This is a genomic window from Kurthia sp. 11kri321 (assembly GCF_001534765.1).
Taxonomy (GTDB): Bacteria; Bacillota; Bacilli; order Bacillales_A; family Planococcaceae; genus Kurthia; species Kurthia gibsonii.
The window spans coordinates 2078257-2101123 of the sequence record NZ_CP013217.1; the positions used below are offsets into that span (position 1 = coordinate 2078257).

The 22867-nt window shown below is 34.9% G+C and carries 27 protein-coding genes; all 27 read right to left on the reverse strand.

Features of this window, described 5'->3' with window-relative positions; translation table 11 throughout:
• Nucleotides 1-4: 4 nt before the first annotated feature.
• Nucleotides 5-874: a MinD/ParA family protein gene (locus ASO14_RS10505; RefSeq protein WP_231726951.1), complete on the reverse strand. Its 870-nt coding sequence runs from the start codon at nucleotides 872-874 to the stop codon at nucleotides 5-7.
• Entirely contained in the window at nucleotides 874-1995 is a 1122-nt protein-coding gene (gene flhF, locus ASO14_RS10510; RefSeq protein WP_068454829.1) for a flagellar biosynthesis GTPase FlhF, read from the reverse strand. Before flhF ends, ASO14_RS10505 begins: the two co-directional genes overlap by 1 nt.
• Nucleotides 1992-4025, reverse strand: coding sequence for a flagellar biosynthesis protein FlhA (flhA, locus tag ASO14_RS10515; protein WP_068454831.1), 2034 nt, complete (start codon nucleotides 4023-4025; stop codon nucleotides 1992-1994). Before flhA ends, flhF begins: the two co-directional genes overlap by 4 nt.
• A gap of 12 nt (nucleotides 4026-4037) precedes the next feature.
• On the reverse strand, nucleotides 4038-5120 hold the full coding sequence (flhB, locus tag ASO14_RS10520) for a flagellar biosynthesis protein FlhB (protein WP_068454835.1): 1083 nt from the start codon (nucleotides 5118-5120) through the stop codon (nucleotides 4038-4040).
• A 3-nt stretch (nucleotides 5121-5123) separates the two neighbouring features.
• The gene (fliR, locus tag ASO14_RS10525) at nucleotides 5124-5900 is read right to left on the reverse strand and encodes a flagellar biosynthetic protein FliR (protein ID WP_068454838.1); all 777 of its coding nucleotides are present in this window, start codon (nucleotides 5898-5900) and stop codon (nucleotides 5124-5126) included.
• A 4-nt stretch (nucleotides 5901-5904) separates the two neighbouring features.
• Complete coding sequence (gene fliQ / locus ASO14_RS10530; protein ID WP_068454841.1) at nucleotides 5905-6174, reverse strand: flagellar biosynthesis protein FliQ; 270 nt, start codon at nucleotides 6172-6174, stop codon at nucleotides 5905-5907.
• An 18-nt stretch (nucleotides 6175-6192) separates the two neighbouring features.
• Entirely contained in the window at nucleotides 6193-6858 is a 666-nt protein-coding gene (fliP, locus tag ASO14_RS10535) for a flagellar type III secretion system pore protein FliP (RefSeq protein ID WP_068454845.1), read from the reverse strand.
• Nucleotides 6851-7537, reverse strand: a complete 687-nt coding sequence (locus tag ASO14_RS10540) for a flagellar biosynthetic protein FliO (protein ID WP_068454848.1) — start codon at nucleotides 7535-7537, stop codon at nucleotides 6851-6853. Before ASO14_RS10540 ends, fliP begins: the two co-directional genes overlap by 8 nt.
• Nucleotides 7538-7542: 5 nt before the next feature.
• Nucleotides 7543-7905, reverse strand: coding sequence for a response regulator (locus ASO14_RS10545; RefSeq protein WP_068454851.1), 363 nt, complete (start codon nucleotides 7903-7905; stop codon nucleotides 7543-7545).
• A gap of 22 nt (nucleotides 7906-7927) precedes the next feature.
• Nucleotides 7928-9223: a flagellar motor switch phosphatase FliY gene (gene fliY, locus ASO14_RS10550; RefSeq protein WP_068457493.1), complete on the reverse strand. Its 1296-nt coding sequence runs from the start codon at nucleotides 9221-9223 to the stop codon at nucleotides 7928-7930.
• The gene (gene fliM, locus ASO14_RS10555) at nucleotides 9216-10214 is read right to left on the reverse strand and encodes a flagellar motor switch protein FliM (RefSeq protein WP_068454854.1); all 999 of its coding nucleotides are present in this window, start codon (nucleotides 10212-10214) and stop codon (nucleotides 9216-9218) included. Before fliM ends, fliY begins: the two co-directional genes overlap by 8 nt.
• A 33-nt stretch (nucleotides 10215-10247) precedes the next feature.
• A complete protein-coding gene (gene fliL / locus ASO14_RS10560) occupies nucleotides 10248-10679 on the reverse strand; it encodes a flagellar basal body-associated protein FliL (protein ID WP_068457502.1) in 432 nt (143 codons plus the stop codon).
• Nucleotides 10666-10893: a flagellar FlbD family protein gene (locus ASO14_RS10565; protein ID WP_068454857.1), complete on the reverse strand. Its 228-nt coding sequence runs from the start codon at nucleotides 10891-10893 to the stop codon at nucleotides 10666-10668. The genes fliL and ASO14_RS10565 overlap by 14 nt, the downstream gene beginning before the upstream one ends.
• A gap of 69 nt (nucleotides 10894-10962) precedes the next feature.
• Complete coding sequence (flgG, locus tag ASO14_RS10570) at nucleotides 10963-11754, reverse strand: flagellar basal body rod protein FlgG (protein WP_068454860.1); 792 nt, start codon at nucleotides 11752-11754, stop codon at nucleotides 10963-10965.
• Nucleotides 11755-11841: 87 nt separating this feature from the next.
• Nucleotides 11842-12210, reverse strand: a complete 369-nt coding sequence (locus ASO14_RS10575; protein WP_068454863.1) for a TIGR02530 family flagellar biosynthesis protein — start codon at nucleotides 12208-12210, stop codon at nucleotides 11842-11844.
• 12 nt (nucleotides 12211-12222) lie between these two features.
• Entirely contained in the window at nucleotides 12223-12867 is a 645-nt protein-coding gene (gene flgD, locus ASO14_RS10580; protein WP_068454865.1) for a flagellar hook assembly protein FlgD, read from the reverse strand.
• A gap of 3 nt (nucleotides 12868-12870) precedes the next feature.
• Nucleotides 12871-14244 carry a flagellar hook-length control protein FliK gene (locus ASO14_RS10585; protein WP_068454869.1) on the reverse strand — a complete coding sequence of 458 codons (1374 nt, stop codon included), beginning with the start codon at nucleotides 14242-14244 and terminating at the stop codon, nucleotides 12871-12873.
• Between the two features lie 24 nt (nucleotides 14245-14268).
• The gene (locus ASO14_RS10590; RefSeq protein WP_082701459.1) at nucleotides 14269-14904 is read right to left on the reverse strand and encodes a MotE family protein; all 636 of its coding nucleotides are present in this window, start codon (nucleotides 14902-14904) and stop codon (nucleotides 14269-14271) included.
• Nucleotides 14905-14908: 4 nt separating this feature from the next.
• The gene (gene fliJ, locus ASO14_RS10595) at nucleotides 14909-15361 is read right to left on the reverse strand and encodes a flagellar export protein FliJ (RefSeq protein WP_276309720.1); all 453 of its coding nucleotides are present in this window, start codon (nucleotides 15359-15361) and stop codon (nucleotides 14909-14911) included.
• Entirely contained in the window at nucleotides 15361-16683 is a 1323-nt protein-coding gene (gene fliI, locus ASO14_RS10600) for a flagellar protein export ATPase FliI (RefSeq protein ID WP_068454872.1), read from the reverse strand. Before fliI ends, fliJ begins: the two co-directional genes overlap by 1 nt.
• Nucleotides 16684-16689: 6 nt before the next feature.
• A complete protein-coding gene (gene fliH / locus ASO14_RS10605) occupies nucleotides 16690-17460 on the reverse strand; it encodes a flagellar assembly protein FliH (protein WP_068454875.1) in 771 nt (256 codons plus the stop codon).
• Nucleotides 17453-18469, reverse strand: coding sequence for a flagellar motor switch protein FliG (gene fliG / locus ASO14_RS10610; protein ID WP_068454878.1), 1017 nt, complete (start codon nucleotides 18467-18469; stop codon nucleotides 17453-17455). Before fliG ends, fliH begins: the two co-directional genes overlap by 8 nt.
• An 18-nt stretch (nucleotides 18470-18487) precedes the next feature.
• The gene (gene fliF, locus ASO14_RS10615) at nucleotides 18488-20092 is read right to left on the reverse strand and encodes a flagellar basal-body MS-ring/collar protein FliF (protein ID WP_068454881.1); all 1605 of its coding nucleotides are present in this window, start codon (nucleotides 20090-20092) and stop codon (nucleotides 18488-18490) included.
• 45 nt (nucleotides 20093-20137) lie between these two features.
• On the reverse strand, nucleotides 20138-20440 hold the full coding sequence (gene fliE, locus ASO14_RS10620; protein WP_068454884.1) for a flagellar hook-basal body complex protein FliE: 303 nt from the start codon (nucleotides 20438-20440) through the stop codon (nucleotides 20138-20140).
• Nucleotides 20441-20464: 24 nt separating this feature from the next.
• Nucleotides 20465-20929: a flagellar basal body rod protein FlgC gene (gene flgC / locus ASO14_RS10625; RefSeq protein ID WP_068454887.1), complete on the reverse strand. Its 465-nt coding sequence runs from the start codon at nucleotides 20927-20929 to the stop codon at nucleotides 20465-20467.
• Nucleotides 20930-20931: 2 nt separating this feature from the next.
• Nucleotides 20932-21324, reverse strand: a complete 393-nt coding sequence (gene flgB / locus ASO14_RS10630) for a flagellar basal body rod protein FlgB (RefSeq protein WP_068454890.1) — start codon at nucleotides 21322-21324, stop codon at nucleotides 20932-20934.
• Nucleotides 21325-22029: 705 nt separating this feature from the next.
• Nucleotides 22030-22809 carry a GTP-sensing pleiotropic transcriptional regulator CodY gene (gene codY / locus ASO14_RS10635; RefSeq protein WP_068454893.1) on the reverse strand — a complete coding sequence of 260 codons (780 nt, stop codon included), beginning with the start codon at nucleotides 22807-22809 and terminating at the stop codon, nucleotides 22030-22032.
• Nucleotides 22810-22867: the final 58 nt, after the last annotated feature.

Here is a 22867-nt window from a genome sequence, read left to right on the forward strand (position 1 = left end):
GGACTCAGGACCTCCTTTTAGAAAATAGACCTCTTAATTTTGAAATAAATTGATTTTCTTGCGTCAATTGAATTGGATTATTTAAATCATTCGTCAAATAGCGTTCGACAATTCCGTCCATTGCTTTAGAGGCTTGGCAAGTAGGATATCGCTTTTTATAAGGAATCTGTTGATTAATTGCTTTACGAACTTGTAAATCTTCTGGAATCATTCCTAATTCTAATACCTCTTTTGCTAAAAAACGAGACATCGTTGTTTTCAGCCTTTCCAACGTTAAGAGTCCATCATCTTTTGATAATGCACGATTACATACTAGGTAAAAATCTTTTTCTTCATCCTTCATATGTATATACTTCATCATGGAATAAGCATCTGTAATGGATGTCGGTTCTGTTGTAGACACTACTACGATATGATGGACAGACATCATAAATTGCAATGACCATTCTGTAGCACCCGCTCCCATATCAAAGAGAATAAAGTCGTAGTTCTTTTGTAGCTCATTAAAAGCAAAAATAAGACGCTCAAACATAAAGTCTGACCATTGTAATAGCGAAGACATTCCGGAACCACCAGCGATAAAATCTAAATTCTTTTCATCTTGATGAATAACCTCTTGTATGGAACACTCTCCTTGTAAATAGTTCGTTAAACTATTTCTAGCTGTTTTTCCTAATAAGATATGGATATTCCCCATACCAATATCCATATCTACAATTAGGACACGATGATTTTGTTGTGCTAGAGTAAGTGCAAAGTTTGTAGTAAAGTTACTTTTTCCTACACCGCCTTTACCGCTGACGACAGCAATTGTTTTACAAACTGTCGTCTGTTGTTGTTGCATTTTTTCTCTCAATAGGGCTGCTTGATCCATTATGATTCAACTCCTTGAAAAATTAATTCCACGAGTTTAGACACAGAACCTTCTTCAATATTTTCTGGTACTTCTTGACCATCCGTATAGTAAGCAAGTCCTTTATTATATTTAACCATTAAATTCACCATTGAGCCAATAGTATTTGTTTCATCCATCTTTGTAAAAATGAGTTGTTGGATGTCAAATGTCGAAAATTGTTCAATAATCGTTGCCATATCAAGCTGTTTCGCCGTTAAAGCGAGTACTAAATAATTTTGAACATTTTGTTTTGTATCAATTAATTCTTCTAAATCGGCGATAAATTTCGCTTCTTTATAATTTCGACCCGCCGTATCAATCAATACGAGATCATGACCTGAGAATTGCTTAATTGCGCGTTCATAGTCTTCCTTTGTATAAACAACTTCTACGGGCGCATGCAATAAATTAGCATACGTTTTTAACTGTTCAATTGCTCCAATACGATACGTGTCTGTTGTAATAAATGCCACTTTCTTCTTTTTTTCTAATACGGCACGAGCAGCAATTTTAGCAATTGTTGTTGTTTTCCCTACACCTGTTGGACCTAAAATATTTACAAATTTCCGTTCAAAATTAACGCCACCCATTGGGTACTTCGATAATTTCTTATACATTGATTCTTGTGCATGCATCAATAATTGCTCATATGTTGTAGCCGGCTCATTTCGTACGATGTCAAAAAGCTCATCACAAATTTCTGTGATGAGTTCTTCATTCAATTCTTGCTTTTGTAAGTGCATATAAATTGGTTGAATAATCGCAGGGATATGATTAATCGTTTTCTGAGTTGATGTTTGCTTAATCATTTTTTTTAATTCATTTAATTGCTTTTGAATAGCTTCATTTTGTTGACTCAACGCGTATTTTTCTTCAAAATCACGTTGTTTTTCAAACACATCTAAATCAGGTCTTGTATCGGCTACTTCAACCGCATCAACACCTGCAAGTACTTCAAATTGTTTTTTCTTAAATAGACCTAAAAAGCCTTTTGTATAAATGACTTTGGAGCTAACGACAACTGCGTCATCTCCTAAATCATTTTTAACTTTTTTCATGGCTTCTGGCATTGTTTGAGCTATATATTTCTTCATTTTCATTCTACATTCACCACTCCAACACTTTGAATTTCAATTGAAGCATCTAATTCATTATAAGATAAAATCGGAATTTGTGGGAAATAACGTTCGGTTAATTGACGTACATACATTCTTACTGCTGGTGAACATAAAATAACCGGTGACTGATCAATAAATGATACACGCTCTAATTCAGCTGCAATCGATTCTAAAATGGCTTGTGACATTTGTGGGTCGAGAGCTAAATAATTCCCATGATCTGTTTGTTGAATACTATCTGCAATCGCTTTTTCAATCTTTGCTGAAACCGTTAGTACTTTCAATTCTTGTTGATTTCCAGCATATTGTGTCGTAATTTGACGTGCTAAAGATTGACGTACATACTCAGTTAACACATCTACATCTGATGTTAATTTCGAATAATCTGCCAGTGTTTCAAAAATAATTGGCAAATTACGTACAGATACACTTTCATCCAATAATTTAGATAATACTTTTTGAATTTCCCCTATACTCATTGGTGTAGGTGTTAATTCTTCAACTAAAATTGGAGAAGTTTCTCGTAAGTGATCAATTAATTGTTTTGTTTCTTGACGACCTAATAGTTCAGAGGCATTCGCACGAATAATTTCAGTTAAATGAGTTGATACGACACTAGGCGGATCGACTACTGTATAACCTAGCATTTCTGCATCTTCTTTTACTTGCTCATTAATCCATTTAGCAGGTAAACCAAATGAAGGCTCAATTGTATCAATTCCATCAATTGAATCATCATCACCAGGACTCATCGCTAAATAGTGATCTAATAATAATTCACCTTTTGCTAATTCATTCCCTTTAATTTTAATTCGATATTCATTCGGCTGTAATTGAATGTTATCTCGAATACGCACTACCGGAATGACAATACCTAACTCTAACGCTAATTGACGACGAATCATCACAACACGATCTAGTAAATCGCCACCTTGTGATGCATCTACTAATGGAATTAATCCGTAACCAAATTCAAATTCAATCGGATCTACATTTAATAAGTTCACCACATTCTCTGGGCTCTTCAAGTTATCTGTTGTCACTTCTTCTTCAATTTCCTCAATAGCTTCTTCTGTTTCTTTATTCATATTTTGAATACGGTAGCCTATAAATGCCACAACTGCCGCTACCGGTACTGTAAAGATAATTTGAATCGGTGTTACAAAACCAAGAAGTAAAATTGTAGCTGCTGCTATGTATAACAATTTAGGGTTTGATAATAACTGACCTGTGATATCTTCACTTAAGTCACCTTTTGACCCAGCACGTGTTACCACAATACCTGTAGCAGTTGAAATAAGTAAAGCTGGAATTTGTGAAACAAGACCATCACCTACAGTTAATGTAGAGAAATGTGTAATTGCTTCTGTAAAATCCATATCCATTTGAACAATCCCAATAATCATCCCAACGATTAAGTTGATTAATACAATGATAATACCAGCAATGGCATCACCTTTTACGAATTTTGTCGCACCATCCATTGAACCATAGAAATCTGCTTCATTACTTACTTTTTCACGTCGTTCGCGTGCATCTTTTTCAGAAATTAATCCCGCATTCAAATCAGCATCAATGGCCATTTGTTTCCCTGGCATCGCATCCAATGTAAAACGAGCTGCAACTTCTGAAACACGCTCTGACCCTTTCGTTATAACAATAAATTGTATAATTACGAGGATGACGAACACAACGAGACCAACGAGAATATTTCCGCCGACAACGAATGTACCAAATGTTTCTACTACGTTACCCCCGTCACCATGTGATAAAATAGCTCGCGTTGTAGACACGTTTAAACCTAATCGAAATAGGGTTAATAATAGTAGTAGAGATGGGAAAATCGAGAACTGTAAAGCTTCTTTCATCGTCATAGAAGTTAGTAATACGAGTAAGGCCAATGTTAAGTTCACAATGATTAAAAAACTAATTAACCAAGGTGGCAAAGGTACTACAAGCATTGCGACAATCATGATGACTGCACTTAAAACACCGATATCGCGAATTTTCATTGTTGTACCTCCCTAAATTTTTTGTTTAATACGATAAACATATGCGAGTACCTCAGCAACTGCTTTAAAAAACTCATCTGGAATGCGTTGATCAATTTGAACTTGATCATACATTGCACGAGCCAACGGTCGATTTTCTACCATCACAATATCATGTTCTTTCGCAATTAATTTAATTTTTTGCGCTACATAATCTGTACCTTTAGCAACTACTTTTGGTGCTTCCATTGTCACATCGTCATATTTTAATGCAATCGCGTAGTGTGTCGGGTTTGTAATAACGACATCTGCGTTTGGAATTTCTTGCATCATCCGGCGCATCGCCATTTCACGTTGGCGTTGCTTAATTTTTGATTTAATGAGGGGATCTCCCTCTGTATTCTTATATTCATCTTTAATATCTTGCTTCGACATTCTCAGATTTTTTTCATAGTCAAATTTTTGGTAAAAATAATCTAAAACAGCGATAAATGCTAATACAACACTTGCTGTTAATCCCATTAATACCGTCAACTTAGCGATTGTAGTTAAAGAATCTCCTGGTGTCTTAAACGATAAACTAAGTACATCACTCAAATTTAAAATGATAATAACCGTTGTAACTGTTCCGATAAAAGAGATTTTTAAAATTGATTTAAGCAATTCAATAATCGCACGCATTGAAAAAATACGTTTAAATCCTTTAATAGGATCAATTTTTTTCAAATCAAACTTTAACGTTTCAGTTGTGAAAAGCAAACCGAATTGAAAAAAGTTCGCTGCAACTGCGGCAATCATTGCTATTGCCATAATAGGTAAGAGGATTATAGCCATTTCGACTAAAATATCTTTGAACATTTCCATAACCGACTCAACAGAAATCGATTCAATTAACACGGTATGCGTAAATGTTTCTCTAAAAAATGTTAATAAATTTTCTCTTAAATATGACCCCATTATTAAGAGGTACATAAAGATGGCAAGCAAGACAAACGCGCTGGTTACGTCCTGACTTTTTAAAACTTGACCTTTTTTTCGTGCATCTTGCCTTTTCTTCGGTGTTGCTTTCTCTGTTTTTTCACCTGCGAAAAACTGTAGATCTAATTTTAAAAGCATTGACTATCCACCACCTAATATCACCATAAAATCTCGCATTGCTTCAAACATCACGCGGAATAGCTTTTGCATAACTGCTACCATAACGCCCATTGTAACAATCATAATGATAAAGCTAACACCAATTTTTATCGGAAAACCTACAACGAAAATGTTTAATTGTGGTACTGTTTTTGCTGTAATCCCTAAAGCTAAATCGACTAAAAATACCGTTGCAACAACTGGAATTGCCATTTGAAAAGCAATTGCAAATACGGCTGTAAATGTCTTCATAATAAATGTACTTGCTGCTGGATCACCAAAGTTCGGCCATACACTTTGTAATGGAATATATTCATAACTATAGTATATTCCATCTAGCAACATATAATGTGCATTTGTTGTAATTAATAATAAAAGTACAATTGTTTGGAAAAACTGACCAATTAATGGACTTTGAGTTCCTGTCATTGGATCAATAATATTAGCAATTGCAAAGCCAATCTGAAAATCGATAAAACTACCAGCAATTTGCACGGCCGATATAATAATATATGCAAGTAAACCAAGTGAAAGTCCTACTACCGCTTCTTTTAAAACAAGCATCGCGTAAGCATCATCAATTTTAATAACCGTTTCTTCCATCGTATAACTCATAATCCAAGCAAGTACTACAGCTAAAAAGATGCGATCTTTTACAGGTATTGTTTTATATGAGAAGAAAGGTACTGTCACAAAAAAGGCACTTAAACGAATTAGAACTAAAAAGAATACCGGAAGCTTAGGTATAATCTCTGTCATATACTCACCCTATAAACCGCGTTAAATTTGCAAAAATATCACGTGTATAAGATAACATATGCGTTAACATCCAAGGACCAAAGAAAACTAAGGCAACTAATACAGCAACAATTTTAGGTACAAAAGCAAGTGTTTGCTCTTGAATTTGTGTTGTAGCTTGGAAGATACTAACCAGTAATCCCGTAATCAAAGCAACTAATAGTAAGGGGCCGGAAACCATTAAAATAACTGTGATTGCTTTTTCAGCTGCTGATATAACAAACTCTTGTGACATATAATCCTTCCCCTTTCTTTAAAAGCTTTGTAATAGAGACTTCATTACGAGATACCATCCGTCTACAAGTACAAATAATAAAATTTTAAATGGTAATGAAATCATAACCGGTGGTAACATCATCATACCCATCGACATTAAAACACTGGCGACAATCATATCAATAACTAAAAATGGAATAAAAATCATGAATCCCATTTGGAATGCTGTTTTTAATTCACTGAGAGTATAAGCTGGAACAAGCGTCGTTAAAGAGATATCTTGTACAGATTTAGGCTTTTCTTCACCTGCATAACTTAAAAATAAATCTAAATCACTTTGACGCGTATGTTTACTCATAAATTCTTTGAATGGAACACTTGCTTTATCATATGCTTCATCTAATGTAATTTCTTCTTTAAATAACGGCTGTAGTGCTTCTTTATTTACTTCTTGGAATGTAGGAGCCATTATAAAGAATGTCAAAAACAAGGCTAAACCGACAATGACTTGGTTCGGTGGCATTTGTTGTGTTGCTAAAGATGTTCGAACAAAGGATAGTACGATAACAACTCGCGTAAACGATGTCATTAAAATTAAAATACTCGGTGCCAATGATAGAACAGTTAACAACAGCATTAATTTCACAGAAGTTGAGACGGTTGAGCCACTACCATCGGAAAAAGCTTGAAGTAAATCACTCATCGTCTTTCTTCTCCTTTTGACTCCAATCATCTAATTGTTGCTGACGATTCTTTTTTATTTTGTTAAGTTTTTCATCTAATGCTTCTTTAAAATCGCTTGTAGCTGGTTCTACAGGCTGCTTTGAAAATTTATCTTTGACTGTTTGAAACATTTCAGCGATATAAGGTGTTTGTACAGCTAGATTATGCTTCTCTTCATGCATTTTTATTAAAGCCTCTTGCTCTGTTGGATCTGTAATCTCTTTAATCATTTGAACATCTTCACCAACACCCACTAAAAATAGCGAATTTCCCACTTTGAGTAATTGCACTGATTTTTGTTGGCCTAAAGATACTCCACCTAAATTTTGTAACATTTGGTTCGATTGGTACTTTTTATTATTACGATTGACTAATTTAAGCACAAAGAATAAAAGCCCTACAACAAAAGCTAAGGCTAACAAAATTTTCAAGTATTCCCATGCAGTCATCCCAGAACTAATTGTCGAATCTTCAGATGAGTCTGCCTTATTTACTTCAGCTTTATTTTGATTTTCTTTGTTATTTTGCTCGAAATTATCGCTTACCATACCATCTTTTTCAGCATAAGCAACAGGTGTGCTCCATGCTGAAAAAGAGAATACAGAAATCATTACGATTAAAGCCAATAAATAGCGTTTTTTGAATGATTGCTTGAACATTGAATTTAACCTAACGCTTTTTGAATTGCTTCAATTACGCGATCTGCTTGGAATGGTTTTACGATAAAGTCTTTTGCACCTGCTTGAATTGCATCAATTACCATCGCTTGTTGTCCCATAGCTGAACACATAATAATTGTAGCACCTGGATCTGTTTCTTTAATTGCTTTTAAGGCTGCAATTCCGTCCATTTCTGGCATTGTAATATCCATTGTAACTAAATCTGGTTTTAATTCTGCATATTTTTCAACTGCTTGTGCACCATCGGCTGCTTCTCCTACAATTTCAAAACCATTTTTTGTTAGTATATCTTTGATCATCATACGCATAAATGCTGCGTCATCTACAATTAATATTTTTTTTGCCATCTGTATATTCCTCCAATAAAATCTATCTTAAATTATTTAAACGGTCTTCTTTACTCAAGATATCCGTAATTCGAACCCCAAAGTTTTCATCAATTACAACTACTTCTCCTTTTGCAATTAGACGACTATTTACCAACACATCTACAGGTTCACCTGCTAATTTATCCAATTCAATAATTGAACCACTTACTAATTCAAGAATTTCTTTTACTGAACGCTTCGTACGACCTAGTTCTACTGTTACCTGTAATGGAATATCCATCAACATATTTAGGTTACGCGCTTCAGTTTGTTTTAAATTAGCCTGTTCAAAATCAACAAACTGCGCTTGCTGTACATTCATTTGTGGCTGTTGTACAGGTTGTTGTTGATACATTGGTTGCTGTTGCATCGGTTGCTGATACATCGGCTGTTGCTGTTGCTGCTGCATTGGCTGCTGATACATTGGTTGTTGTGCTTGTTGCATTGGATCAGGTTGTTGATACATCGGTTGTTGTACCTGTTGCTCTTGTGAAGTAGTTTGTCCATTTGCTGAAGCTTGTGGGCTTATTTGTTGCTCTGGCTCTGGAGTCGGTTGTTCTTCAACAGATTCAACTGGTTCTTCCGCATCAGGGTTCATCAATGATTTTACTAAGTTTTGACTAAAATTTAAAGGTAATAATTGCATTATATTTGAATCAATTAGTGTACCAATCTTTAATCTAAACGAAACTTTTACTAATAAGTCATCATCTGGAATATTTTCAGTGCCTTCATTATTTGAAAAATTCATCAAATCAATTGAAGGTGGTGAAATATCCACTTTTTTATTGAAGATTGTAGACATTGACGTCGCTGCCGACCCCATCATCTGATTCATCGCTTCTTGTACAGCACTTAAGTGAATCTCATTCAATTCTTCTGCAGGATTTAATCCATCTCCTCCAAGCATTAAATCTGCGATAATCGAAGCGTCTGATTGTTTAATAACTAATAAATTCATTCCCATTAATCCTGTTGTATACTCGACTTGTACAGCCACATACGGATGTGGAAATTCTTCTTCTAATTTATTACGATTAATCATACTAAGTGAAGGTGTTGTAATATCAACCTTTTGACCAAGAAGTGACGATAATGCTGTAGCCGAACTACCAAATGAAATATTTCCTATTTCACCTAGCGCATCGCGTGACATATCATCTAAATAGTCTTCTATTTTATACTCTTCTGAGTCACTGTTTAAAGGATCTTCAACATCCTCATCTGATTTTTTATCTAATGATTCACCACGTAATAGTGCCTCAATTTCTTCTTGTGATAACATCTCATCACTCATCATCACCATCTCCTCCTTCCAGAGACTCTAAAATTTGAACAGCCATTCTCTTTTTCACTTTACCAGGTTGCACAATAAATTTAGGTACTTCATCTACTTTTAAATAAAGTGGATCTGTAATTAATTTATCTAACTGTAAAACATCCGATTCTCTTAATAATAAGAAATCCTCGATACTTATTTGTGCAGTACCTAATTCAGCAACTAATGGCAGTACAGATTTATTTACATTATTTTCGATAATTGCTTTTTGTTCTGGCGATACCTCTTTCGTATTAGCTTGCATCCAATAGCGTACAGATAAATTCGGTACAATAGGTTCTAATACAACATGAGGAATACAAATATTAATCATACCACTCGTCTCACCAATAATAGAGTTGAAAGAAATGACAACAACTGTTTCATTTGGTGAAATCATTTGTAAAAACTGTGGGTTAACTTCTAATTCCGTCATGATTGGATCAATATCCGCTATATTTACCCATGCTTCTCTTAAATTATCAAAAGAGCGCTCAAAAAGGTTCGTCATAATTTTCGTTTCAATTTCTGTTAAATTATCAACATTACTATGACTTGATCCCTCTCCCCCCATTAAACGGTCCAACATAGAGTAGGCAATATTAGGATTAATCTCCATCAAGACATTTCCATCTAAAGGTGGTACTTCGAAGACATTAATTAATGTCATATTTGGAATAGAACGAATAAATTCTTCAAAAGGTATTTGATCGACAGATGCTACTGTGATTTGTACATATGTTCTAAGTTGAGCAGAGAAGAATGTAGTTAATAAGCGAGCAAAATTTTCATGAATACGAGTCAAACTACGAATTTGATCTTTTGAAAAACGTAAAGCTCTTTTAAAATCATATACTTTTACTTTTTTTGTTTCTTCTTCTTTTTTAATATCATCTGCCGACATTTCTCCTGTCGACAATGCGGATAAGAGCGCATCAATCTCGGATTGTGATAAAACATCTCCAGCCATCTGCTCACCTCCTCTTCCTGTTTAATTCATCGATTACGATACTGCAAATGAGGTGATATATACTTTTTGTACTTCCCCGTTTTGCATTAAGCCATTAAACTTAGCTTTTAATGCATTCGTTAATAATTCCTTACCTTTTGTACCTTGTAAATCTTTACTACTCATATCTGAAAGAACCTCTACAAGAATATCTTTAATTTGAAAATCTCGTTTTGTTAATTCTTCAGCTGCTTCTTTACTATCTGTTTGAATTTTTAAAGATAATTTCACATAACGACGGTCATTTAGATTTGTACTAATCTCTGGTACATCTACAGATTGTTCAATTATTTCGTCGATACTCGGTTCAGCATTAGCACCACCATCTTTTGAAAGCTGTGTTACCACAACAAGTGCAACCACACCAATCAATGTAATAGATACTAAAATTATAAGCATAATGGTTAATAATTTATTCTTCTTCATCTTCATTTTCACCTCTTAAATGCGGGTTTGATAGGAGTTGTACTTGTCTATAAAATGCGACTATTTGTTTTTCTACTTCCATCGCTTTTTCCAACACAACATATTTTCGTCCGGTCGTTAACGTGATGGTTGTATCAGGAAACTCCTCGACCGATTCTATGTATAATGCGTTTAAAGTGAATGTTTTTCCATTTAATCTTGTTACATGAATCATAGGAATATAGGGCTAGTCTGGATAGAGCCAGCCCAGCCCCCCTCCTTTTTAATTAAACAATATCAAAAATTAACGTTTTAAGTTAACTAACTCTTGTAAGATCTCATCTGATGTTGTGATGATACGAGAGTTTGCTTGGAAACCACGTTGTGCAACAATCATTTCTGTAAATTCTTCTGATAAGTCAACGTTTGACATCTCAACAAAACCAGATTCAATTGTACCATTACCATCTGCTCCAGGTGTTTTTGTATCTGATGGATCACCTGAGTTATTCGACACTTGGTAGTAGTTACCGCCTACTTTTGTTAAACCTTCTGGGTTAGGGAAGCGTGTGATACCAATTTGACCAGCGGCTACAATTGCTCCTGCTTGCGTATAAGAAACTGTACCATCTTGACCAATTGTCAAATTCGTAGCATCAGCAGGAATTTGAATTTGGTTCCCGTCTGCAGAAACTAATTTTTTACCGTCTGGTGCGATAAGCGTTCCTTCACGGTCTAAATATAAGTTACCTGCACGTGTATAAAACGTATTATCCCCATCTGTAAATGATAGGTAGCCATCACCGTTAATTACGACGTCTAGCGTACGTCCTGTACTTTGTGTTGAACCTTTATCATGGATTGTATCGATTGCAGCCAAACTCGATCCTAAACCGATTTGTTTTGCATTCGTCCCCCCTAGATTATCTGTTGGCGCACTGGCACCTGCAACAGTTTGTGAAATTAAGTCTTTGAAAATAACACGGCCTTTTTTAAAGCCATATGTGTTAACATTTGCGATATTGTTCCCGATGACATCTAACTTAGTTTGGAAATTCTTTAAACCACTGATACCTGAATACATAGAACGTAGCATAATTGATTTTCTCCCTTCGATTTTCAAGTGTACTATCTCAGTCAGTCGATAGTACAGAAGGCGCCCTTTTACAAGGTCCCGCCAGATTTAAATTAAAATAGCACTGTCAATATTCGTAAATATTTGATTACCGGCTTCTGTTCGATCCAATGCGGTTACAACAATCGCATTTTTTACATTTATAATTAAAGCTGCATTTTGTGTTAAAAATAAGGATTCATTTAAACCTTTACTTTTAGCAACTTGCATCTTTTCTTCAATCTTATTCCACTCCACATCACTGATGTTAATATTACGTTGTGTAATTCGCTGTGATGCATGTTTACTAATTTTGAGCTTTTGTTGTGCTTCATTTAGTAAATTTTGAAAATGCGTATTTGCTGTTTCATTATTTTTTGGTTGTGTAAGCTTATTATTATATGTGATGGGTGGTTGGACAATTCTAATAGGATTCAAAATCTTCCTCGATTAAGCTGAAATAGCTGTCATTTGGTCTGCTGTAATTGTTTGACCATTCGATAAAGCGTATTGAATTTTGCCATCTTTTTTTGATACAGAGGTTACTGTATCTGTTGTTGTTTTACCCTCATCATCTAAAAAGCTTACTTTCTTGCCAATTAACATACTCGCGTCAATCAATGAATTAGAGCCACCAGCATTTGTTGCTTCTGTTACCTCTGAGATATTTGAAGCACTAATTACTTTACCACTTTCTAAAACAAATTTTGCTTCTGCACCATCATATTGAACCTTGACTACCTTCTCAGTTCCTGTATTCACAATTGGATTACCTGCTTCATCTAACTCTTTTGAAGCTTCATGCCATGTCACAGTTTTACCAACGAATGAATTGAATTGAATTAATTGTGATTGCTGCGTTATAGCAGTCAAATTATTCATACCTGTCGCAATATTACTCATTTGTTCTAATGAAGAAAACTGAGCCATTTGCGCAATGAATTCTTTATCATCCATCGGACTTGTAGGGTCTTGGTTTTGTAGTTGTGTAATAAGAATTTTTAAAAAGTCATCTTTACCTAGATTACTATTACCTGTTTTCTTTTCAGTTGTCGGTAAATAATAATCTGCTGTAATTCCCTTAACGTCTGCCATTTCCTACTCCTCCATTTCAGCTAATATTTCATCAAAACTTTTCAACTCGTCTTGTTTACCTTCGTTTGTTTCATCCTGTTCAGTTTGCTGTGATTGAGGTGACTGTTGCCCGAATTGATTGCCACGATCACTCTTATTTGGTTCCGTAAGTGCCTGCGCTACATCTAAGCGATCCAATTGGATATTTTGATTTGCAAAACCTTGTTTTAACTGGTGTAATGTACTATCAATCATTTGTTTTCCTGCTGTGTTAGAAGCTAATAGTTTAGCAGATAACATCCCATCTTTTTGAACTAATTCAATTCGAATCGTTCCTAGATGTTCTGGATATAACTTAATTAATAATCTTGTTCCAGCTGCATTACTTGCAAATTGAGCACGATTTAGTACATTCTGAAATTCTTCTACGAATTTAGCAGATTGTGTTTGTGAAGTTCCATTGCTTGGCAATTGTATTGTAACAACAGAAGGTTTTGTGCTTTGTAATGTTGCGGCAGTTGTAACTTGATTTGTAGGTACTTCTACTGCTTTAGGTACTGAGAATCGAATGGTTGCTTTCGCAAAAGGTAACATAGTTTCTTTTTCAGCCGTCTTTTCAGAAATTTGTCCTGCCAAATTTGATAACCAATTCTTCATTTGTGCTGCTTGTGATTCTTGTTTTAAAGTCAAATCTGTTTTAGGTGCTGCTAAATCAATTAACTTAAACAAAGCAACTGCTTGTTGCGCTTCTTTTTTTGTTAATTTTGCATCTCCATGCCCATTAATTGCAGCAGCAATTTGCTGTAGAGCAGCCATTACTTTTTGATCTACTTTTCCTAACTCTGTCCACAAATCGTTAGCCCCTGATGGCTGTTTTTGTTGATTTGTATTTGTGAGCTTGGTAATTAAATTTTGTAAATCTTGTGTTTGCATCCCTAAAGCTTTTGCTACTTGATCTAAATTTAATTGTTCGCCTTCAACTAAAGGTTGTCCACCCATCATCTCAATAATTTGCTGAACAGACGTTGCTTGTAGTAAAGATGAAAAATCAACTTCTTCTACTTTAGTTACTTGTTCATCTACTTTTTGAGTGGGCAATAAAAACTCAAGTGTTAGTTGAGATGAAGACTGCTCATTTACTACATCTTCTTTTATTTCTTCTACTTTATTTTGTTGACTTTCTGTATTTGTTGCAGGTGTTTGAACCTCATTTTTTTGCTTTTGTGCAGTTGTCACACCGCTTTTTGAAGAAGTACTTTGATTTGTTTCGTTTTTTGACGCTTGTTGCGCTTTATTTAGTGTAGATGAAAAATCTGTTGTATTGCTTCTAGACTTCGCAACCGATTTCGCATCTGACTTTCCTATTGCAACACGATCTAAAGACCCGACCATTACCATATATTCACCTCCCTTCAAACCATTTTATTTTTCACCTTTAGATATTGCTTCTGTATAATAAGCTGCTTTTTCAGGTGTCATTTTTTCTAAAATTGGTGCCAGTGTTGCAGGCTTTAAATTATTTAAGATACTTAAAGCTTCTTCATTTTTCATTGCTGAAATCGCTGCTGCCGCTGATTTAGGAGCCATTTGCTCATATGTTTTCGTTAGAAGTGTGGAGTCAGTTTTATTATCTGCTTTACCATCTTGTAATTTCTTGACTTCTTTTTCTAATCGCTTTTTCTCTACTTCTAATTTTGATGTATCTGTCTTATTGGCATCAATTTGTGATTGTAATTTCGTTACAAGAGCTTCTTTTTCTTTTACTTGCGCCTGCAATTTCACAATTTCTTTATTATAATCTTCAATTGATTGCTCTGTTGTTTGCTCTGTTTGGTCCGAATTTTTCCCCACGAGTGTTTTTGCTTTTTCAAATACGTTCGTACCTGTTACTTCCGCTACAATTAATCCAACGGCCAGTGCAAATAGCACAGGAATAATGACCCAAAAGAATAGTTTTTGTAATTTCCCTGGTCCTTTTGGTTCAGAATTTTGCTCATTCGGATCCATCACAGACTGTTTTTTACGCGGTTTTTTAGACGCTACAGGTTTCTTTGCCATGACTTCACCATACTTCCTTGTTATAAAATGCAATTTGCGAAATCTCATCTAATTGAATCATTTCTAAACGATCTTCTTCTTTTTGATAGGCCTCATAATCACGTTCTTGCATTTTTTCATATTTTTTAAATTCAAGCGATACTTCTAAAAGTTTTTCTTCAAACCATTGCATTTTCGAACGTGCTTGAATAACTTTTTCTTGTAAATCAGCAATCTTTTTTTCCATACTATCAATAAAATTCGCATAATTATGCATTTCTAAAATACTAAGACCCGACTGCATTTTTTCTTGTTGAAATGCAAGTAAGTCTTCTTTCTTTTTTAATGCGTCATACATATGTGTAGCGATTTCTTCAAAAGAAGTAACTGATTCTTTATAAGCCATTTCGGCTTCATTCTTTTCTTGCTCTTTTATGTCCATTACTTGACTAAAACGATATTGATAAGCATTCGCCACTACATAACACCTCTTGCAAGATTCGTTAATTCATTCACAGTTTGTTCCATTGAAACGGGGTCCATAAAACCTTGTTTTAAAAACGACGTAATGATTGGTTCATATTGAATCGCTTGATCAACTTCTTGTGAAGAGCCTCTTTTATATGCACCAATATTAATTAAATCTTCATTTTTCATATACGTATAATAAAGTTCTCTCAATTTTGTTGCGGCTACCACGTGTTCAGGTGTTGCAATATGATTCATTAAACGACTAACTGATTTTAAAATATTAATCGCAGGATATTGCCCTCTATTTGCCAAGTTCCGGTCTAATACGATATGGCCATCAAGAATACCTCGTACAGTGTCAGCAATCGGCTCATTCATATCATCACCATCTACTAAGACCGTATAAAAAGCTGTAATTGAGCCTTTTTCATTTGTACCCGTTCGTTCTAAGAGTTTTGGTAAAATCGCAAAAACAGAAGGGGTATAACCCTTTTGCGCTGGGGGTTCCCCTGTTGCCAGTCCAACCTCACGTTGCGCCATCGCTACACGTGTAACAGAGTCCATCATAAGCATTACATTTAAGCCCTGTTCTCTAAAATATTCTGCAATAGCTGTTGCTGTAAAAGCACCTTTAATACGCATCAATGCAGGCTGATCTGACGTTGCAGCTACCACAATGGAACGTTTTAAACCTTCAGGCCCTAAGTCACGCTCAATAAACTCACGCACCTCACGACCACGCTCACCAATTAACGCAATAACGTTCAAATCAGCTTTTGTATTGCGTGCAATCATACCTAATAATGTACTTTTACCAACACCAGAGCCGGCAAAGATACCTATACGCTGACCATTCCCAACCGTCAACATTCCATCAATCGCTTTTACGCCAACTTCTAATGTGTCATTAATTGGTGGTCTTGTTAAAGGATTAGGTGGCTCTCCTTCCGTTTGTACCGTAGCTAGGCCTCGTGGTAATAATGACCCGTCGATTGGTCGCCCCATTGAGTCTAAAATTTTCCCGATGAGTTCTGGACCTACTTTTATCTCAAGTGGTTGGTTCGTACCTTCTACCAAACAACCAATCGAGATATCCTTTAATGATGTAAATGGCATTAGAACAACGATGTCGTCTTTAAAACCGACAACTTCAGCCAAAATTTCTTGATGACCTGTATGAGAAGAATGTACGTGAATTTTGCAGACATCCCCAATCGAACTAGCTGGTCCATTGGATTCAATCATTAAGCCGACAACTCTTGACACACGACCGTACTTTTTAAACGTCGGTACTTCGGTAATTCGTTTTAATAAGTCGACTGCTTTCATTCACGTTCAATCCTCACTTTCTAAAATTGCTAATAATATTTTTTTTAATTCATTTAACTGTTCATCTAGCGTAACAATCATACGCCCATGATTACTTTCGATATAACATGCTGTTTCGTCTAATTGATCATCGACAAACACTGTAAATAATAAGTTCGGTGGTAACAGTGTTTCGAGCTCATCTCGCTTACTTGTTACATATGAATAGTATGTACTTGAAGTAAATACTTTAATAAACTCAGATTCCCTTACTTCTACCAATGCACGCTTCACAATATCTAAAAACACATCTGGATTTTCTTCAATTTTGCGTCCGATTATTCGATTTGCAGATTCAATTGCTAAATCTAAAATAATACGTTCTTGTTCTTGTAAGTATACATTTCCATTTTCAACAGCTGCATGAACTAACTCATTTGCTTCATTTACTTTTTGTTGCAAATCTTCACGAATTTTAATTTCGCCATCTACATAGCCTTTTTGAAAACCTTCTTCATATGCCTGTTGCTGTAATTGTTGTTTTTCTAGTTCCCAATCTTGACGTTGTTGTGCCAAGCTTTCTTGAAGCGCTTGTTGTTCTTGTGCCATTTGTGCACGCGTACTTGCTACTTCCTCTTCAAAGCTTTGTCGAATACGATTTTGTTCATCTAAAATAGAGGTCACAGACATATTTCGTTCTATTTCATCTGTTTCTAATTCTTCTGTAAAAGAAAAGTTACGAATTTTAATTTCACGTATATTTGATTCTTCAGCTGTGGAACGAATAATTCTAGACAATGACGTCATCTCCTCCGCCACGAGCAATAATAATTTCGCCTGCGTCTTCTAAACGTCTTGTAATCGCAACAATTCTTGTTTGTGCTTCTTCAACGTCACGTAAACGAACAGGTCCCATAACTTCCATCTCTTCTTGGAATGTCTCTGCCATACGTTGTGACATATTTTTAAATAGAATACTTTTTACATCCTCACTCGATACTTTCATCGCTAACATTAAATCAGCATTTTCTGCATCACGAATAACACGTTGAATCGAACGGTTGTCCAATGTGACGATATCTTCGAATACAAACATGCGCTTCTTGATTTCTTCTGCAAGTTCTGGATCTTGAATTTCGAGTGCATCCAAAATTGTTTTTTCTGTTTGACGATCTACACCATTTAGAACTTCTACAACTGCATCTACGCCACCTGTTTCTGTGTAATCTTGTGTCATTGTAGATGATAGCTTTCTTTCTAAAACAGACTCAATCTCACTAATTACTTCAGGTGAAGTCGATTCCATCGTTGCAATACGCTTCGCAATGTCTGCCTGCACTTCTTGTGGTAACGACGATAAAATCGTTCCCGCTTGTTGTGGTTCGAGATAAGATAAAATTAAAGCGATTGTTTGTGGATGCTCATTTTGAATAAAGTTAAAAATTTGCGCTGGATCTGTACGACGAGCAAAATCAAAAGGTCTTACTTGTAAAGAAGAAGTTAGGCGATTAATAATCGCCTGTGCTTGGTCGTTTCCAAGTGCCTTTTCTAATACAGTTTTAGCGTAACCAATACCACCTTGTGAAATATAATCTTGCGCTAACGCAATATTATGAAACTCTTCTATAATTTCTTCTTTAATTTCTGGTTCAACACGCTTTACACTCGAAATCTCTAATGTTAAACGTTCGATTTCTTCTTCATTTAAATGTTTATAAACCGATGCCGACACCTCAGGTCCCAAAGAAATTAACAAGAGTGCAGCTTTCTGTTTGCCAGATAATTCTTTCTCTTTCTTTGTTGCCACTGCATTAACCTCCCATTCCTATTCTTCAGAAATCCATGATCGAAGTAACTTAGCGAAGTCTTCTGGTTTTTCTTTCGCCATTTTTTCAAGTTGCTTTCTTCTCACAGTGCCTTCTGTTTCTTTTTCATCTGATATATCATCTACATTAATTTCATCAAATTCTTCATCATACTCCTCGTACTCCTCTTCATCTTGACGACGACGTGAGCGAATAATGAAGAATGCTAATAATGCAATTACAACAACTAAAATACCGCCGATTACCCATACCCACCAAGGAATTGCTGGTGTTGTATTCGGTGTTGTATCTGGTTTACCGTTTAATTGTTGCACAGAAACGGTTACTTTTTGGTCAACTGCTTCGTCAGATAATGTTCCTGCCGAACTCTTATCAATCGATGTACGAACAACTGAATCTAACATCGTTTTAATATCATTTTGCGTTGCTGGATCTAATGAAGCTGGATCATCGGCTGTTGGTGGTTCAACTACCACTTGAATGCCTAAATCACGAATACGATATGGACTTTCTACAATCTGACGTTTAATTCGATTCACTTCTTTATTTACTGTTTCAGAAGTTTTTTCGTAATCACCATTACCATTACTTGTTCCTTCTTGATAGTTTGTAAAATTATCTGTATTTGTTTCAGCTTCTGGTGTTCCAGTTGCACCAGCTGCATTCCCTGTATATGTTTCATTGATTTTTTGAGCGCTAATTTCGATACCGGACATATTCTCTTTGTCTACTGGTTCAACTAAATTTTCTTCACGATTCTCTTTTGTAAAGTCAATATCAGAAGTAACTGTTACAATTGCTTTTCCGTTACCCATAATATTACTTAGTAGACCTTGTACTTGACGTTGTAAATCTCTTTCAATTTGCTTTTTAACTGCCAATTGATTTCCTGCATTCGCTACATTCGATGATTCTGCATCGCCACCTGCTAAATCAAAATATTCATTGTATTGATTCGTAATGACAATATTATCAGTACTTAGATTCGGCACACTTTTAGCTACTAGGTTGTATAATGTACGAATTTGTTCTTCACTAAACTGCTGTCCAGGTGCTGTATTTAAAACAATAGAAGCACTCGCATCTTTATTTTTATCACTTTCACTAACAAATGTACTTTGTTCTGGTAAGTTCAACATAACTTTAGCATCTTTAACACCATCGATGTTTTTCATTAAATTCGCTAATTCAGTTTGAATAGATGCTACTTTAATAACATTAAATTCATTATCCGTCATACCAAAACTTGCATTTTGTGAGAAAAATGAATAATCAATTTCACCGCTCTTTGGAAGACCTTGAGCAGCTAAGTTTACTACCAATTCATCTACTTTATCTGATGGTACTGAAATAGCTGTACCACCTGCAGTAATTTCATACTTAACACCCTGTGTATCTAATTGTGCTTTGATTTGACCCACTTCTGCCGCTGTCAAATTTGAATATAATGGTGAATACGTTACACGTGTCATAAAGTATGTAATGAGTGCTGCACCAATAATAATGGCTGCTAATAAACCAATCATTGTTCCTTTTTGTCGTTTTGACCTACTCTTCCAAAAATTAGTCAAATCGGTTCTTAGTTTGGTTATTCTTTCATTCATATCATGTTTGGCCTCCGATTACATTAAATACGTCTTTGCTACAAATTAAACAGACATTCGCATAATTTCTTGATAAGCTTCTACTGCTTTATTTCTAATTTGCAATGCTGTATTTAATGTGACGCTTGCTTTTTGAGCAGTAATCATAACATCTGATAGTTCAACGTCTTGGCCTGCAATTAGTTTATTCGTCATTAAATCGGATTTTTGTTGTGCTTCGTTTACCGAATTAATCGCTTGTTTCAATGTGTCTCCAAAACTTACTTTTGATTCAACTTGATTGGTTGGTGCAGCTTGACTCAGTGTTGGTGCAATCGGTTGTGTAAGACCTACTTGTGAAACATCCATCGGATTCACCCCTTCTATTTTTTATTATTTTCCTATTTCCAGAGCCTTTGTTAACATTGCTTTATTTGCATTAAATACGGTTACATTTGCTTCATACGATCGTGTTGCTGATATTAAATCTGTCATCTCTTTTAAAGAATCAATGTTTGGCAACCTCACATAGCCTTGTTCATCAGCATCTGGATTACTTGGATCATATGATAATTTAAAAGGTGTTTCATTATCTTCTGAAATTCGTGTTACCTTTACGCCATTTCCTGCTGACTTACTACTTGAGCCAATCGCTGCATTCAAATGGCTTGCAAAAGACCCTGAACCTTCTTGCGCTGTCAGGACAACTGATTTTCTTCTATATGGTTCCCACTCACCATTCACTTGACGTGCGCGAGTTGTTTCAGCATTTGCCATATTAGATGAAATAACATCCATTCTTAAACGTTGCGCTGTTAAGGCTGAACCAGTCGTATCTAAACTTTGAAAAATCGACATTTCTAGTTACCTCCCTTGAGCACAGTTTGTAATGTGTTGAACTTACTACTTACTCGTTCAATTAGAGCATTATAGTAAATTGCGTTTTTAGCTAAATTAGCTTGTTCTGTATCCATGTCAACACCATTACCATCTTGACGGTATTTTAAATTTGCATAACTATATACGCCTGGTGTTGTCGATTCACCAGTAAAGTTAATATGTCTTGCATCTGTACGATTTGCTGTTAAAGCTTTATTATTTGCTTCTTGTAGTAAGTCTTTAAAACTAACTGATTTTGCTTTATAGTTCGGTGTATCTACATTTGCGATATTTTGTGCAATTGTTTTTTGTCTGACCGTTGCATAATTCAATCCATTTTCCAGATTTTTAATTGTTCCTCCAAAAAGATCCAATTAACTCACCTCATTACTTTTTCATTTACGTAGGAAATTTTTCTTTAGCTATTATAATTGTAATAAAGATAATCCAAAGTGTCTATTGATATTAGATATATTAGAATAGGTATAAATACTCATTTTATTGTTCACGAGCTAGTTTTATTGCATACAAAAGTTTTTCCATCATCTCAATGTTGTTTTCAAAAGTTTACACTATCACCATGTTACTTTCTACACCCACCTTAAGTCCTTTTCAATTCATTTAGAAACACTTAAAAATAATCTCCAAAATCTAAATTAATTTGTTTGAAAAACTTCATCATAAAATTAGAAAGACTTTTTTACTAGACGACTTTTTTTCGATTTGTAACATATGAGAAAATTACTGTTACCTCGTCCTCAAGTGAATACTATAACATTTCAAAGCTTTTTCAAAAAGTATATTTTTTTACTTTTTTATCTCAGAGATTTTAATAATTATCAAAAAAACAATAAAGAAGGTTGGTATATCAACTATTTTTTGTTACCCCTTTTTTTAACTTCACAAAAAATACATATTTTAATATTGAAAATATGCACTTTAAAGGGATATATTGTTTTTTTTAAAATCCATTCTTCTACCTTCTAACAAAATATAACGCAAAAATAAAAATTTGTATATCTTTGGAATAAAAAAAGCTTGAGACAACATCTTTGTGCCTCAAGCTTTTATTCTTTTAATTAACGCATTTTAATTTCAGCTAATGCTGTTAGGAATTTTGCGTTTAATACTTTAATATATGTTCCCTTCATACCTAAAGAACGTGATTCAATTACACCTGCTGACTCTAACTTACGTAATGCGTTTACGATTACTGAACGTGTAATCCCTACACGATCTGCAATTTTAGAGGCAACTAATAAACCTTCAGAACCATCTAACTCTTCAAAGATATGCTCAATTGCTTCTAACTCACTATAAGATAATGAATTAATTGCCATTTGTACGACAGCTTTTGAACGTGCTTCTTCTTCGATTTCCTCTGCTTTTTCACGAAGAATCTCCATACCAACTACAGTTGCACCGTACTCAGCAAGGATTAAATCCTCGTCTTCAAAACGGTTATCAATGCGCGCAAGAATTAGTGTACCTAAACGTTCACCAGCACCATTGATTGGTACGATTGTTGTTAAACCGTTTTTAAATACATCACGATTTTCAACTGGGAATGCTGTATGTTCATCGTCAACGTCGATATTCGACACAGTTTCGCTAAAGTCATATAGTTTTTTTGTATAATCTTCTGGGAATTGACGTTCTTCAAACATTTTTGCAGTACGTTCATTCTCAATTTGTTGGTTAATCTCAATACCTAATAACTTACCTTTACGACTAACGATGAATACGTTACTTTCAATTACCATACCTAAAGTATTCGCCATTTCCTTAAAGTTAACCGCTTTACCAGCTGATGCTTGTAGCATCGAGTTAATTTTACGGATTTTTTCTAATAAATTCATTGATTTATGTCCTCCCATGAATTTTCTATTATTTACAGAAAATTCAAAAGTTTTTTAA

Bases quoted from the DNA above. Each gene is read 5' to 3' on its own strand.
- ASO14_RS10505 (WP_231726951.1), bottom strand. From the start codon at position 874: ATGGATCAAGCAGCCCTATTGAGAGAAAAAATGCAACAACAACAGACG.
- flhF (WP_068454829.1), bottom strand. From the start codon at position 1,995: ATGAAAATGAAGAAATATATAGCTCAAACAATGCCAGAAGCCATGAAA.
- flhA (WP_068454831.1), bottom strand. From the start codon at position 4,025: ATGAAAATTCGCGATATCGGTGTTTTAAGTGCAGTCATCATGATTGTC.
- flhB (WP_068454835.1), bottom strand. From the start codon at position 5,120: ATGCTTTTAAAATTAGATCTACAGTTTTTCGCAGGTGAAAAAACAGAG.
- fliR (WP_068454838.1), bottom strand. From the start codon at position 5,900: ATGACAGAGATTATACCTAAGCTTCCGGTATTCTTTTTAGTTCTAATT.
- fliQ (WP_068454841.1), bottom strand. From the start codon at position 6,174: ATGTCACAAGAGTTTGTTATATCAGCAGCTGAAAAAGCAATCACAGTT.
- fliP (WP_068454845.1), bottom strand. From the start codon at position 6,858: ATGAGTGATTTACTTCAAGCTTTTTCCGATGGTAGTGGCTCAACCGTC.
- ASO14_RS10540 (WP_068454848.1), bottom strand. From the start codon at position 7,537: ATGTTCAAGCAATCATTCAAAAAACGCTATTTATTGGCTTTAATCGTA.
- ASO14_RS10545 (WP_068454851.1), bottom strand. From the start codon at position 7,905: ATGGCAAAAAAAATATTAATTGTAGATGACGCAGCATTTATGCGTATG.
- fliY (WP_068457493.1), bottom strand. From the start codon at position 9,223: ATGAGTGATGAGATGTTATCACAAGAAGAAATTGAGGCACTATTACGT.
- fliM (WP_068454854.1), bottom strand. From the start codon at position 10,214: ATGGCTGGAGATGTTTTATCACAATCCGAGATTGATGCGCTCTTATCC.
- fliL (WP_068457502.1), bottom strand. From the start codon at position 10,679: ATGAAGAAGAATAAATTATTAACCATTATGCTTATAATTTTAGTATCT.
- ASO14_RS10565 (WP_068454857.1), bottom strand. From the start codon at position 10,893: ATGATTCATGTAACAAGATTAAATGGAAAAACATTCACTTTAAACGCA.
- flgG (WP_068454860.1), bottom strand. From the start codon at position 11,754: ATGCTACGTTCTATGTATTCAGGTATCAGTGGTTTAAAGAATTTCCAA.
- flgD (WP_068454865.1), bottom strand. From the start codon at position 12,867: ATGGCAGACGTTAAGGGAATTACAGCAGATTATTATTTACCGACAACT.
- ASO14_RS10585 (WP_068454869.1), bottom strand. From the start codon at position 14,244: ATGGTAATGGTCGGGTCTTTAGATCGTGTTGCAATAGGAAAGTCAGAT.
- ASO14_RS10590 (WP_082701459.1), bottom strand. From the start codon at position 14,904: ATGGCAAAGAAACCTGTAGCGTCTAAAAAACCGCGTAAAAAACAGTCT.
- fliI (WP_068454872.1), bottom strand. From the start codon at position 16,683: ATGAAAGCAGTCGACTTATTAAAACGAATTACCGAAGTACCGACGTTT.
- fliF (WP_068454881.1), bottom strand. From the start codon at position 20,092: ATGAATGAAAGAATAACCAAACTAAGAACCGATTTGACTAATTTTTGG.
- fliE (WP_068454884.1), bottom strand. From the start codon at position 20,440: ATGGATGTTTCACAAGTAGGTCTTACACAACCGATTGCACCAACACTG.
- flgC (WP_068454887.1), bottom strand. From the start codon at position 20,929: ATGTCGATTTTTCAAAGTTTAGATACGACTGGTTCAGCCTTAACAGCG.
- codY (WP_068454893.1), bottom strand. From the start codon at position 22,809: ATGAATTTATTAGAAAAAATCCGTAAAATTAACTCGATGCTACAAGCA.